General features: G+C 37.4%; 13 protein-coding genes. 8 read left to right on the top strand and 5 right to left on the bottom strand.

All coding sequences use genetic code 11. The features are described 5' to 3' along the window. Positions 1–444: 444 nt before the first annotated feature. From C9J37_RS20625 to C9J37_RS20615, 3 genes are all read right to left on the bottom strand, one after another. A complete protein-coding gene (locus tag C9J37_RS20625) occupies positions 445–1104 on the bottom strand; it encodes a zinc ribbon domain-containing protein (protein ID WP_107896891.1) in 660 nt (219 codons plus the stop codon). 192 nt (positions 1105–1296) lie between these two features. Continuing rightward, positions 1297–4443, bottom strand: coding sequence for a DEAD/DEAH box helicase family protein (locus C9J37_RS20620; RefSeq protein WP_107896890.1), 3147 nt, complete (start codon positions 4441–4443; stop codon positions 1297–1299). Between the two features lie 169 nt (positions 4444–4612). Continuing rightward, complete coding sequence (locus C9J37_RS20615) at positions 4613–5707, bottom strand: DUF6094 domain-containing protein (protein ID WP_107896889.1); 1095 nt, start codon at positions 5705–5707, stop codon at positions 4613–4615. A 241-nt stretch (positions 5708–5948) separates the two neighbouring features. Here C9J37_RS20615 and C9J37_RS20610 point away from each other — a divergent pair, with 241 nt between their 5' ends. The 7 genes from C9J37_RS20610 (at position 5949) to C9J37_RS20580 (ending at position 10893) form a co-directional block, all read left to right on the top strand. After that, the gene (locus tag C9J37_RS20610; RefSeq protein ID WP_107896888.1) at positions 5949–6692 is read left to right on the top strand and encodes a hypothetical protein; all 744 of its coding nucleotides are present in this window, start codon (positions 5949–5951) and stop codon (positions 6690–6692) included. A gap of 58 nt (positions 6693–6750) precedes the next feature. Then, on the top strand, positions 6751–7149 hold the full coding sequence (locus C9J37_RS20605; protein ID WP_024360793.1) for a hypothetical protein: 399 nt from the start codon (positions 6751–6753) through the stop codon (positions 7147–7149). A 103-nt stretch (positions 7150–7252) separates the two neighbouring features. Continuing rightward, positions 7253–7687 (top strand): protein-tyrosine phosphatase family protein, encoded by a 435-nt coding sequence (locus C9J37_RS20600; RefSeq protein WP_107896887.1) that lies wholly within the window; start codon positions 7253–7255, stop codon positions 7685–7687. 322 nt (positions 7688–8009) lie between these two features. After that, positions 8010–8213: a PLDc N-terminal domain-containing protein gene (locus C9J37_RS20595; RefSeq protein WP_029747045.1), complete on the top strand. Its 204-nt coding sequence runs from the start codon at positions 8010–8012 to the stop codon at positions 8211–8213. Next, positions 8210–9103, top strand: coding sequence for an ABC transporter ATP-binding protein (locus C9J37_RS20590; RefSeq protein WP_107896886.1), 894 nt, complete (start codon positions 8210–8212; stop codon positions 9101–9103). The genes C9J37_RS20595 and C9J37_RS20590 overlap by 4 nt, the downstream gene beginning before the upstream one ends. Next, positions 9100–9882, top strand: coding sequence for an ABC transporter permease (locus C9J37_RS20585; protein ID WP_107896885.1), 783 nt, complete (start codon positions 9100–9102; stop codon positions 9880–9882). Before C9J37_RS20590 ends, C9J37_RS20585 begins: the two co-directional genes overlap by 4 nt. 303 nt (positions 9883–10185) lie before the next feature. Next, the gene (locus C9J37_RS20580; RefSeq protein WP_107896884.1) at positions 10186–10893 is read left to right on the top strand and encodes a CBS domain-containing protein; all 708 of its coding nucleotides are present in this window, start codon (positions 10186–10188) and stop codon (positions 10891–10893) included. Between the two features lie 16 nt (positions 10894–10909). On the opposite strand, the gene C9J37_RS20575 is transcribed toward C9J37_RS20580, so the two are convergent. Further along, positions 10910–11629: a DUF421 domain-containing protein gene (locus C9J37_RS20575; RefSeq protein ID WP_107896883.1), complete on the bottom strand. Its 720-nt coding sequence runs from the start codon at positions 11627–11629 to the stop codon at positions 10910–10912. A gap of 116 nt (positions 11630–11745) precedes the next feature. On the opposite strand from C9J37_RS20575, the gene C9J37_RS20570 reads away from it, so the two are divergent. Next, positions 11746–12954, top strand: a complete 1209-nt coding sequence (locus C9J37_RS20570) for an MFS transporter (RefSeq protein ID WP_107896882.1) — start codon at positions 11746–11748, stop codon at positions 12952–12954. Positions 12955–13117: 163 nt separating this feature from the next. Here C9J37_RS20570 and C9J37_RS20565 read toward each other — a convergent pair whose 3' ends face one another. Continuing rightward, positions 13118–13804 carry an adenine nucleotide alpha hydrolase family protein gene (locus C9J37_RS20565; protein ID WP_025218362.1) on the bottom strand — a complete coding sequence of 229 codons (687 nt, stop codon included), beginning with the start codon at positions 13802–13804 and terminating at the stop codon, positions 13118–13120. Between the last annotated feature and the right edge of the window lie 280 nt (positions 13805–14084).

Below are 14084 nucleotides of genomic sequence, written 5' to 3'. Positions count from 1 at the left end.
TCAGATCGAAAGCTACATACATGCCAGCCGTCATTAGTTACGTTTACATTCGCATAGATGTTTCTTTCAAAGAGTACGAAGAAAACACGATTAGTCATTGGTTCCAGTGTTTTAATCATTTAATCTGCTTCCTTTTTGTTTTGAAATGAAGAACTAATATAAGTAGTATGAAATTATGTTGATATTGATTTAATAGATGGTTTTTATGTTTTGGTATTTTGTAAAAAGCAAAGGTGACGATTGACGCCAGAACTTAAGATGAAGTTCCAATAATTCCTACTTTGTTCAACTAACCCGAAGGGAGCACTCTCGGCAACCGTCTATGCAGTATCAGAGAAGCTCGGAACGATCTTTAGAATCATTGCAATTGCTATGTATTAATTTCTTTTAATAAATAAAAAGACCAGATGCCAGATACTCTAGTCTCTAATCTTTTTGATATATTTATCTTAAATTTTTCACAATATTAATGAATTTAATTTTATTAAATTTTGGCCTGAAAATGGATTGCAAACCTTTTTTAAGAGTAATTCCTTTTTCTTTTTTAAACCATCTTTTTAATAATAAGAAAATTATCAATAAATAACTAGCCATAACAAATAAAACAGGGAGTATCATTAAGAGCGCAACAATTCTTTTTTTTCCATCTGAGAATATTGGATTCATATCACTAATCGTATTAAAATCAACAGAAACTGCAGCAAAAAGGAAGAAAGGGATATTGATTGCTACTACAATAGTTCCTATTAGATAAGTTATAAAAGTAATTTTTACTAATATTTTTGACATCGTAGTGGTTGCAAAAAAATGAGAAAATAATAAAACTGCTACTCCATAACCTACAACATAAAGTACTCCAGGCATAGACAACAAAATGCCGTAAATTGATTCATGGAATTTAAATGTTAAAAAAATAAATATAAAAATAGGAATTAAAGCTCCACCCATAACATAAGCAGAAATAGAATAAAAAACACCGAGTTTGAATTTTCTATTAACTTTACCTGTTAAGATCGGTGCTTCTTTTTTGTTGGTTGTAGTTCCACACTTACTGCAAAACAATGCTTCTTCAGAAATTTTTTCTCCACAATGAATACAAAACATAACTATTTATCCTTTCTTAATTTACTAAAATTACAAAATTTTATATATTAAATAGTAATCATAATGTAACACTGTTGAAATCGACTGTAAATAAATTTCCGATATTTGATGTATAGTATAATTTTTATTACACAAGAAGATATCTATTTTCAGGATATCTTCTTGTGATTTTTTATTCATTACAGACACACATTACAGTAAATTTGCAATATGCGTCTGCTTATTACGGAGCATAAACATTAGTTTGTTAGTGTTAGATTGAGTTGCTGTAACTTGGGCAGCAATTTTTTTCTTTTTGCATTTCTTTGTTTTATTCACAAGAGAATCTTTCAAAGAGTACGTTCTAAACTCAATGCGAATAACTTTATTGTCTATAAACTCTGCTACAACTTCACGTTTGGCATCTGGAACCTCAGAGAAGATTGTATCGAACGGCATGTTCTCTGTATCTAAGTCAGTATGAATTGTGCGTTCTTTTGTTCCGGCAAAGACATCAATATCAACAGTGTGCTTGATGTTCTTCACGACAGAGTTAGCAATTTGAGTTAACAGATCTTCATTGTTACTCATAGCATGAAGCCCTTCTTCAGAGAAGTCTCCTTCAATCGCTTGTGAAGCCTGAAGCTTCGTTGCCATTAGAGATAGAGCTTGTTCTTGAACAGTGTCTTGGTAATACACGAAGTATACCTTAACGTCTTTCGTTTGGTTCAGACGATAAGAACGTTTAGAAGCTTGTCGCATTGTAAAGATGTTATAACCAACTTGATAGAAAATGATAGACGTGTAATCCAATAAATCCAATCCTGTCTCAACAAGAGTTGGGTTACAGATTAAAACATCTGTCTCAGGCGTGCGTTCTTTAATCCATGCTTCACGATCACGCGTAGAAGATGAATTAGAACTCAACACAGTTACACGTAGACCAGCTGCTTCTAGAAGTTCTGTCATGCGCTCTGCAACATTCGTGCGGTTTGTCCAGTGATAGTAAAGTAAAACTTTATCTCCGGCCGCTACACGTTCACGACATAAACGAACAGTCTCTGTTTCTTTTGTGCGCTCAAAAACAGGAAGGTCATTCAACGTAACAACTGTCTGACCTGTGTCTGGGTGAATAACTGCAGGTTGATCATAAGGCATGTCTGGGTAAGCAGACAATGCTTGTAACATGGATCCCATGATCTTAGATCCGCCTGAGCCCCATCCAATGTTAGAACGCAATTCACGCTCAAGCTCCTCATAAGCTTGTTGTAAATCTTCGTCCATTGCAACAGCAATCAGAATCTCCTCATAGTTCGGAAGGTCATCAGAGATATCCTCTAAGTTTAAGAAGACAGCATTCTCTAGCAAGAACTTCGTAAATACAAGTGGAGAAACACCTGGTAAGAACTTCTCACTGCCAGAACCAACACGAGTCGTTGGGTTTCCAGCTGCATTCATGTTGAAGCGGTTCATGCTTCGAACAACACCGAATGTGCGAGCAAATTCTTTTTCATCGTTGTAATCGAATCCTTCTGCCTTCATTAGCTGAGGATACGTACGATACAGGATGTAGAACAATGAATCAGCATAACCATTTAACAGAGTACCTGTTAAGCCAATGATTTTACGAGCGGAGTTTACAAGATCCCCGAATGCCTGACCTTGTTGTGAGTTACCGCCTTTGTATTGATGCAGCTCATCAGCAAGCAAGTAGTCAATCTTCCCTTTGTAGAAACGACGAATGTAATTCGCTAATGAATATTTACGTGGCGCACGAACGATTGTTGTACCATCTTCTTCTGTCTGAATCGCTTCAGAAAGAGCAGACAACAATCTAGACTCATTACGGTCAAGATCAGTACGAACAACAAGCTCATCGAACAATTTGTTCATGTGGATCTTCTCAATCCATCCTTGAGATCGTGGAAGACGAATCCAACGGTCGCCGCCCTCTTCCTTCATGAATGGAGTCCATAATGGCTCGTGACAAGGACGAGTGTCCCAACGACGTGATTCTTTATTCCAGTAGCGCACTTCACGGTCACACACTTGGTTAAATGCGTATTCCTTTGTGAAGTCTAGCTCTGTTAAATCACGATAGTATTCATAGCGGTTACGGCCAGTTCCTGCAAATTCTTTCTTGAGAAGCTTTTGACCGCACTTTGGACAGCAGTAAGATTTCTTAGCAGAAGACCAAATAACAGCTGGGCGTTTCTCGTAAGTTGTCTTTGCTGTAGAAGTAGAGATAACCAAGAACAAATGCTTGCGACGGCGTCTGTCGTTGATCTTAGGCTCTAAGCTCTTGAAGTGAGCAAAGTCATCTACAACAATGGCTTCTGATAGCGGAGTGTATTTTGTAATCTCCGCTGCCCATTTCTCAACTAAGTGGCCCGGGCACAATACAATGTTTGTTGTATTAGGCTTCTTGGCATTGGCATAAACAGCAGCCGCTCCCATGATTGTTTTACCTGAACCTGGTCTTGCAATGATAAAGCTAACGTTATTTTTATCTAAGTTGTTAGATGTTGACTGAACAACAATCTTTTGTGGCTCATACAAAGAAATGCCTTTGTATTCAGCATAGTCAATGAATGTTTGCATGTTTTCATTGTACTCGCTTTGGCCAGGAATAAACTTCGGCGTAAACAAGTCCTCTAATTTATTCGCTGTAGGTACAGAGAATGCATTCAAGTAAGAGTCCATTCCTGTTACTTCTGCCATTTCTTCAGAGACAGTGTTTGTTCCCATGATCGAGATTTCACGTCTCTGTAATCCGTTCTGAATGATGTTAGACAGTTGATTTGAATCAATACTAACTTTAAATACACGAAGTTTATCGTTCTCGTCTTTGAAGACACGGATCTCATCAACTAGACGATTGCGGAATACTTGCTCAACTACATAGTCCTTCCACTCTTCAATTATGGCAACCGGCATGTGCTGACTAAGCTTATCATGAACCAAGTTGATTAAATCTTCATGAATCTCGCCTCGCTCATGAGTAGCTGCACGCAAGTTAAATTCTTCTGCTGTTAATTCTGCGTAGACATAGCCGCGCAGAGATACGACTCCAGACTCACTCACATCGACTTGGTCTTTGATTGAGATAACGGTATGGCCATAATCTGTTGCCTGGTCCTTATGACGCTTCACGTCGTATTCTTTATAACCTGTGCCGTAGTTTCCAAAGCGCTCCACGTAAACAGTTGTCTTGCGGTTTATTTCTTTGACAAGCTTTTTGATAGCAGCGTCATATCCTAAAACCGACAGGAAAACTAGCTTGTGCGTCACACCATCGAAAGCGGCCATGTTTGCATTTGCTTTGATTGTATTGTCGACAGTTACACGTCTTAATTCCATGGTTAATCCCCCTTTTCTTAGGCTTCTGTTTTAACACGAACCCAGCTGGATCCGTTGTAGATATATAAAGATTCCGTACTTGTATCGTAAGCAATATCACCGACAGAAGGAGAGCTCAGGCCGAACCATAACTTCTTCTTCACGACGGGGATGTATTTCGCTAAATTCATTAAGCCAACCTTTTGATTGTCCCGTCCGCTGTGATTGCTGTGATCTCAACGCGGTTCGCAACAGTCTCAGTGAATGTAATCTGATTTGTTTCTCGGTCTTCATCTCGGTTGGATTGTTTATCTTTTACTACACGACCTTTAACGACATGGTAATGACCATTGCCTTCGTCGATGATTCCGTCTAGTGCACCGGAAGTCAATACTAAACCTAATTGGCCAGTCGTAAACGGCAGCAAAGGCTCACGAGTTGTATCACTCTCTGAAGCATATCTTTGATCCTTTAAGAAGGCTGACATACATGGAGAAGAGTTTAAGATATTAGCCAGCTCATCTTTATTTAAGATGCTGCCACGGAATGTCTTAACATCAAGTTCTCCATCTGGAAGATATACTTCATTGAATGGCTCGTCAATGACGTTATCGAACTTTTGATTAGAGTGAGCGGAACGAAGAAGATTGTAGACATCTTTGTCTACCTCTTTCATCTCTTCTTTGTTTAGCTTCCGCTCCGCTAAGATATATATAAACTTGCCACGGTCTAGATCAGCTGATTTGCGGATCTGAATGTTCTTATAAGCCTTTGCTAAAATCGTGCAAATGTCTTTATAAAAACGGAAGTGCGGCAACGCTAAGATTAGAAATCCTCCTGGACGAAGATACTTGACTGTCTCTTTGATCATGTCTTTTTCTTTCTTCTCGAGAAGACGCTCACTTGTCTTTTGAATTGTAATATGCGGACTAAGCATAAGTACATCAAAGACTTCGTTTGAAACAGTGGAGCCCTTTAGACCGCCAAGAGCGATGCGATCAAAGGTGGCATGTTTATAAAAGTCAGCCATGTCTTCTGCTACACCTAAAGCAAACGTGCGAGCATTGCGGCCATATGACTTATAGTTGCCCATATTATGAGGATTCCGCATAGATGCATCAATCACATTGATACGGCGATCCTGTCTTGTTTTAATAGCTTCTACCATGCTATTCAGGATTTGCTGGTCGAAGTCTGTATTGTGAACATATTGGCCATACATTTCAATAAAGTTGACTCGTAATAAAAACGATTGTTTAATGCCGGCAAGCAAGTTCATGACCATGAAGTAGTTTTTTACTTAGCTTTTTTGACATTATAGCTTAAAAAATACTATATTTTCTGTCATTTTTACTAGACTGCCCCTAAATAAATAATATATTATTTAATTATTCAAAAAACTACGAAGGGGGATAGAGTAGCAGAAAATAGTCGATTAAAATGTATAAATAAATTTTCTCTTTTGCTCTTGCCTTTTGCTAATGGTGTATTATTTAATTATTCCGAAAGATAAGGAGAAGGATAAAATGGAAAAAAAGTCATTGATTAAATCGTACAAATTGTTCACAGTTCTTTTTATTTTCGCTTGTATTCTCTTTATTACAAATAATAGTACCGCATCGGCAGCTGAGTTAAGTCAACAGGAACAAGAAAAAGAAGAATTATATGAACAATATATAGAAATTTTAGAGGAAGTAAAAGCTACAGTTACATGGGGAGACGGCCTAGAAGGCATTGAAGTTTCTCCAATTGATGAATTTGAAGAAGAAGATTGGGTTTCCCCAGAAGTATTTAGACAACGAGCAATTGAGAGGGTACAATCTAGCGTTGTTGAAATTGAAATTCCTGAAATTCCTTTTTATGAATTCGAAGAAGATAGGTTTTCAGAAAAAATATTCGAACGGCGAGCAATTGGGGCGACACAAGCTAACCCTGTTGCGGCTCTTGCAAATAACATAACGCTATTGTCTACTACTTCTGCATCACGTAAGGTTAGAGTGTTACATGAATCAACTCCTATTGATATAACAATATTTGCGACTTTTACAACACAGCTTTCTGATGGTCGCCAAGTATTAACTGGCTATTCTAATTTACGCACTATTCCTTCAAGAGGTTTTTTTACCCGTACAGGAATAGACGCTCGTATTACTAATAGAGGCACAACTTACGCATTTACGATTGGTGGAAGTTTAAAGTATGTTGGTTTAACAACTTATCATACATTAAATACAAAATTCTATTGCAGTCCAACTGGTGTAGTTTCATAACATAAATCAAAAAATATTTCTTTATGAGACATCTGAACATCATAAGGAGTAGGATAGAATGGAAAAAAAACGTCGATTAAAAACGTACAAATTGTTCACAATCCTTTTTGCCTTGGCTTGTATCCCCTTTATATTCTTTATTACAAAAATTGATACAGCACCTGTAACTGAGTTAAGTCAACAAGAAAAAGAAGAATTACATCAACAATATATAGAAATTTTAGAGGAAGTAAAAGCTACAGTTACATGGGGAGACGGCCTAGAAGGCATTGAAGTTTCTCAAATTGATGAATTTGAAGAAGAAGATTGGGTATCCCCAGAAGTATTTAGACAACGAGCAATTGAGAGGGTACAATCTAGCGTTGTTGAAATTGATGAAACCGAAGAAGATTGGTTTTCCCTAGAAGCATTGAAACAACGAGTAATGGAGGTAATGAAAAAGCTTGGTTTTTCCTAGAAGTATTTAGACAACGAGCGATTAAGGCGGAACCTGTTCAACTTAATTATCTTCATAAGATCGGACATTTATTAGAGAAATAACAGCTTGGAGCGTGCATAGGATGGAAAAAAACTATGATGTGTTAGTGAAAGATCGATTATTTTTTGGTGGTGCACAGGATGCTGAAGCTGCTTTTTCAAATGAGCAGGTAGACGTTGTCATTGATGTTCGAGTAAATGGATTAACTGAACTAGAACAGCAAGCAGCACACTATAACTACAACCATCTGCCTATCGCTGATGAAGAAGCACAAGTAGCTCAGTCTATTGACACAGTAGCGAAAAAAATAGTCGCTGCCTATGAATCTGGACAGAAGGTTTACTTCCATTGTGGAAGTGGGGGTGGACGAGCAGGTGTAGCGGCAACGGCTGTGTTAATGGAACTTGGCTTAGCCAATTCTTTGGAGGAAGCGGAGTTAGCTGTTAAACAGGCTCGTTCCCAAGTAACGATACGCCCAAATATGGCTACTGCTTTAAAGAAATTGTATGAAAAGTAGTGCTATCAACCTTAGCATCTACATGTTATCGTCTTACGAAACAAATCTATATGTAAACGCGGCCTGCCATGTTCAAATGGTGGGCTTTTTATAATTTTTAATAAATTTAAGTAACTGCGGTATGACTAATTTGTAGGTAAGTCAGATATACAAGTTATAGTTCTGCCAGAGCCGTCTTAGCCGTACTTGAGACATCTACTGAAATCCACGCTTTCTTGATTTAGCGCTTATTGAAAAATTTATAAGCAAGATAAAAATTGTTCTATACATATTATAACAAAATTGTTATAGTTGAATTAGAACAAAAGGCGAGGTGGTTTGGATGATGGAGGAGTTAGCAAATATCCCTTGGGCGATTATAGCGCCACTAATCGGCGTACAAATTATTTTAGTTATTGTTGCATTAATTGATCTTAGTAAAATTCATGCAACGAATGGACCGAAAATTTTATGGGTATTGATAATATTATTTATTAATTTACTTGGACCAATAGCATATTTTATCGTTGGGAGAAAACAATCATGACTACATTACTACAGGTAACAGGGTTGACGAAGCGTTTTGCGGAAAAAACTGTAGTGGATGCCATTGATTTTGTTTTAGAAGAGCATACCTCTACAGCGTTAATCGGACCAAATGGAGCAGGAAAGACAACAACTTTATCCATGTTAACAGGTTTATTAAGACCCTCTTTCGGTAGTGTAAACATGGTGGGGGGAGATTTACGAGCAAATATTGGGTTTTTACCGCAATATCCACAATTTCAGCCGTGGTTAAGTGCATTAGAGTTTACGGAGATGGCTGCAAAGTTAAGCGGTGTATCTGCTAAAAAGGCAAAGCAGGAAGCTCAAAAAACATTAGAATTTGTCGGCTTAGGAAATGATCTTCATAAAAAAATTGCAACGTTTTCCGGTGGGATGAAACAACGGCTAGGTATTTCCCAGGCAATTGTCCATAAGCCTAAACTACTGTTGTTAGATGAACCAGTATCTGCTTTAGATCCTGTTGGACGTAGGGAAGTACTTGATTTATTAAAAGGCTTACAGCAACAGACGACAATTTTATATTCCACACATATTTTAAATGATGCGGAAGAGATGACGGACCAACTATTATTTTTGAGTGATGGCAAACTTGTCGAACAAGGGACATTACGTGAGGTACGCCAACGTTATGACGAGCCAAATTATGTAGTAGAGTTTAGTACAGTGGAAGAGGCGCAGTATTTTGTCAGTCAATCTACATTTAAATGTACAGTCAATGGTTGCTATGTGTCTGTAGCCATTCAAGAAGATAAACCAAGCATGCAGCAATTGCTTGAAAGCCTTACTGCTTATCCGTATTTAGTGAGAAATGTTGCACGTCAAACAGCATCGCTCGAAGAAATTTTTATGAAGGTGGCGAAACGAGTATGAGTGGCATGAACGTACTTCTTCAGAAGGAATTCAGAGAAGCGTGGCGAAGTAGAAAGTTTTTATGGATTCCACTTGTTTTCGCACTTTTAGGTATGAGCGAACCACTAACGAACTATTATATGATGGATATACTAGAGGCGGTTGGCAATATGCCTGAAGGTTTTGAAATGTTGATGCCAGAATTAGTACCAGCCGATCTGTTACTTGCTACAATTAGTCAGTTTCAATTAATTGGATTACTGGTGCTGATGGCTTCTTTTGTAGGGGCTATTAGTAAGGAGCGTTCAAATGGAACAGCAACCTTATTGTATGTACGACCTATTTCATTTGGTTCTTTTTTTATAAGTAAGTTTATTGTGATTAGCGCAGTTGGCTTTGTCAGTATAGTGGCGGGGTTTGCAGCAAGTGTGTACTATACGGTTGTGCTGTATGGAACATTTGAAGTTGGGACGCTTTTGGCAAGTATTGGTACTTATTTTATATGGGTTTTATTTGTCTTAGCATTAACGTTAATGATGAGTGCTGCATTTAAAACAACTGTTGCGGCAACAGCTGCATTTATTATTATTTTTATTGGTCAAATTATTGATGGACTTGTAGGTACGTTTTGGACTATATCACCTTGGAAATTACCACTATACGGTGTTCAGCTTATTCGTGGCACGATGGAGATGTCTGATTATTGGTGGAGCCTAGTTATGACAGTTGTTCTTATATGTGTATGTATGAGTATCGGTGTTTTTTCAATGAAGAAAAATGCATCATCGACTAAAATATAGTGCCAGGCACCCAAATAATTCAGAATATTTAAATTTGTTTGGGTGCCTGACACCCCAATCCACTTTGATTCTCGCGGCTTACCTTGAGCCTGCGGAAAGCGAAGTGGATTTTTACGTGCCAGGCACCTGAGCAATTCAGATTTTTCACATTTGTGTGAGTGCCAGGCACCCAAACTTGGCACCCAAACTTATTGCACGAACTTTTCTTGGAATATCCATAACTTAGGAATATAATGTAGCTATAACTCAATATTTGTCAAATAACTCGAAAAATATAAAATATTGCTATGGTAGGTGATAAGATTGGTTACTACTCAAAATTCTGATCGCTTTCTAACGGCATTTAATCGAATTGACCATAGGCTAAGAGATATTATTGGTGCAAAAGATTTTATGCCATTTTACCGTTTGGTGGATCAGGCGAAGAAAAAGGATGTATTGGTGCGTAAATATGAGGATGATTTACGGTCCTATGCAGATTTACGGAATGCGATTGTCCACCATCGTACATCTATGGAATATGTAATTGCAGAACCGCATGTAGATGTCGTAGAGCGCATTGAATATATGGACGCTACGCTGGCAAAACCAACACTTGTAGGACAAATGTTCCGAAAAAAGGTGCTGGTCTTTCAAGAAAAGGATTCTTTAAAGCATGTATTAAAAGTGATTCGCAGTCGGAAATTCACTCAATTTCCGGTTTACAATAAGACGCAATTTAAAGGTCTCGTGACGACTGTTGGTATTACTAACTGGCTTGCATCTGTCATGGGAGGCAATCATGTACCGAGGCACGTTCCTACATTGCATGATATATTATTACACGAAAAAAATAGAGTAAATTACAAATTTGTGAGTAGATACATAACGATTTATGAGGCTGAGGAAATATTTAAGCAAGGTGTGGAGAGAGGAAGACGTTTTGAAGCGTTGTTAATTACCGAGCACGGCAAAACACACCAAAAACTGATTGGTATTATTACACCATTGGATATAATGCAAGTAGAATAGGCAAGACGAAACAAGCTTAAGGGCTTGACCGTCTCGCTTTATCTTTTAGACTGATGTATAAGGAGCCATTCGCTTGAACTTGCGCGAAATAGACATCTTCATAAGATTGGACATTTTGTTTTTTCAATTTTTTCATGACCCAATCTTCGGTCAATTCAAGTTCGACGATATTTGCTTTAATCAGTTGTCCATCGGAAATGACTTCTGTTGGCAAATAAGTAGGCGGCGTAACATCCGCTTTCACATCTTGTTTTGTAGCGGGTTGCTCTGTAGGTTTAGATAATACACTTAAATTACCAGTAGTTTCTAGTATGGCATATTGGACGTCTTGAACGGAAAACACAGCCTGTTCACGTAACATCATTGTTAGCTCATCCATGTGTAAACGATTTTTCTTTAGTGCAGATTCTAAAATAAGCCCATTTTGAATAACAATAGTGGGCTTATCGTCAATCAGCACACGCGCTTTTTTAGATTTAATAGTAATAATGGTCATAAGATACGTTAAAACGCTCCACCAAATTAATGCAATAAGCCCTTCTAAAAAGGGTGTCTCAGAATGTGCTGCAATTTCTGCAGCAATGGATCCAAAAGTAATACCTGTTGTATAGTGGAAAAATGTAAGCTGTCCTAGCTGTTTTTTGCCAAGTATTCGTGTAACGATGAGTAGTGCAAAAAAGGAAAGGGACGCTCTAATTATCATTTCCCAAAAATTAGCGTGAAAAAATTCATCCATAGTAACAATCAACTCCTTAAACTACTATCGAAGAATAGCTTGTGCAAAAAGAGGAATTGTATGCGACAATCTGTTTAAATTAAAGAATCAAATAGATAAGGAAGTGTGGTGGTAGCATGAACAAACAAATGGTGCATTCTAACAACAACCCGGTATTTCCGATTATGATTGCTATTGCCATTGCCCATCTAATCAATGATACAATGCAGGCTGTCATCCCTGCGATGTTTCCAATATTGAAGAGTGAGCTCGGTTTGACCTTTACACAAATCGGGCTTATTTCATTCGTATTAAACATGTTTGCCTCTGCCTTACAACCAGTTGTCGGCTATGTCAGTGATAAAAAACCGATGCCCTATGCTTTACCAATAGGAATGATTAGCTCGTTTATAGGTATCGCGATTTTAGCCTTCACAGCGCAATATTGGGTAATACTTGTAGCTGTATTATTTTTAGGTTTTGGCTCAGCTATATTTCATCCAGAAGGTTCGCGCGTATCTTTTATGGCAGCAGGTTCTAAACGAGGCCTTGCACAATCGATTTATCAAGTCGGTGGAAATTCTGGACAAGCGCTAGCACCATTAATCAGTGCATATATATTAGATATTTTTGGACAACGCGGAGCGGCATTCGTCTTAATCGCCACAACTTTTGGGATTCTTTTATTGAGTAAAATTGCTAAATGGTATAAGAAACAATTGGAGCAAGAACGTCTATCGAATAAAAAACGAACATTGGTGTCATCTTTACCACCATTAACAAAGAAACAGGTGGGAATTGCTTTAACATTATTATTTACTATTATTTTTGCAAGATCCTTTTATACAACAAATATAACAAGTTTTTATGTTTTCTATTTAATGGATCATTATGATGTAAGTCTGCGTCTTGGACAAATATTAATATTTACTTTTATGGCTTTTGGCGTCGTTGGTACTTTTTTTGGGGGTTCATTATCAGATCGTATTGGACGAAAAAATGTTATTTTACTGTCAGTTGTCGTGCCGATGCCATTCTGTTTAGCTTTACCTTATGTACCGCTATGGACTGCAACAATATTTTTAGTCATTATCGGAACATTAATTATGATTAGCTTCTCTGTAACGGTTGTCTATGCGCAAGAGCTCGTACCAACTAAGATTGGTACAATGGCAGGGCTAACAACTGGCTTTGCATTTGGTATGGGAGCAATTGGTGCCATGGTTATTGGTGTTTTAATGGATTATAAAGGTATTGATTTTACAATGTTAGTCGTTTCATTACTCCCGTTGTTATTATTAGTGGCATTTTTCTTGCCTAAAGATACACCAGCTTCTGCTTTATAAATACAAGGTTGGGCAAAAGAGAAAAAGTGTTAGATTGATTGCAGTCAATCTAACACTTTTTTGCTATGCCGTTGTTGTTACAGCGGTTAGTTAAAATTTTTTAGTTTGTCCAAATTACACAGGGGGAATATCTTTGTCCCTGCAATTTTTAAATAACAGCCTACTATTGACGTAATGGAGATGTAAACTCTTGAGGCAATTTTTCTTTATCCATTACTAGACCTTCAGAAATATGGATTTCATGCATTTTATCATTGTACGTGAACTTAAAAATACCATTGTCAAAATCAGTGCCAATTTCTTTAAAGAAAATACCTTCAATTGAAACATATTTTGGACAGGTAAAGGCTACTTTGAAATTGTCCTGTTCTTTAATCAAATAAGCACGTACCCCTTTTTCATATGTATCGTAGGCGTCATCTTCAGTTGGTCGTTGGACAGCGACAATGTGAAAGTCTACAAAAGGAACTTCCTTTAACAGAACATTTAGGAAAGACCCCTTTGTAATTTCCTCCCAACGACTTTGTGCACTTTGACCTACGATAATTTGTGAAATACCGTAATTTTTAGCCACTTCAGCAATAACCTTTTGAATCGGGCGTTTTTCATTATCTACTAAAATAAATTTTTCAACATCAAGTTCTTCAGATAGGTTTTTCCACTGTTCAATATAACCAGATTTCTCTGCATCAAATGCATCAAGAGGTTGTGAATCGACTGAAAGAATATAAAGTGGGCAATCGAGCATCGTGGCCATTTTATGACCGCGACGAATTAAGCGTTCCCCGTTAAGCCCATAATAGACACATACTAAAATACTTTCGTCCAATCTCCCTTTTACATGCTTCATTAAAAATATACACCTCTTTATCCTATTGTTATTTTGTTATTCGTACTGCTTATTATGAAAAAATATCCTAAAACAGCTAAAATCAATGCTGTTACAGTGCATTATGCTTATTTATATTGTATACTTAAAAATGAATAAAAGTTAAGGACGATATACGGAAAACCCTTAAGGAATTTGGCTAATGTCCATGTTCTAAGGCTACTTTGTTTATGCATGATATGCATTTAAATAAATAGCTTCCATATGCCACATTATTATGCAGTGAGTTAAATGGATAGTC

It is taken from the genome of Lysinibacillus mangiferihumi (assembly GCF_003049665.1).
GTDB classification, from domain to species: Bacteria; Bacillota; Bacilli; order Bacillales_A; family Planococcaceae; genus Lysinibacillus; species Lysinibacillus mangiferihumi.
This window is presented reverse-complemented; position numbering and strand designations above follow the sequence as displayed.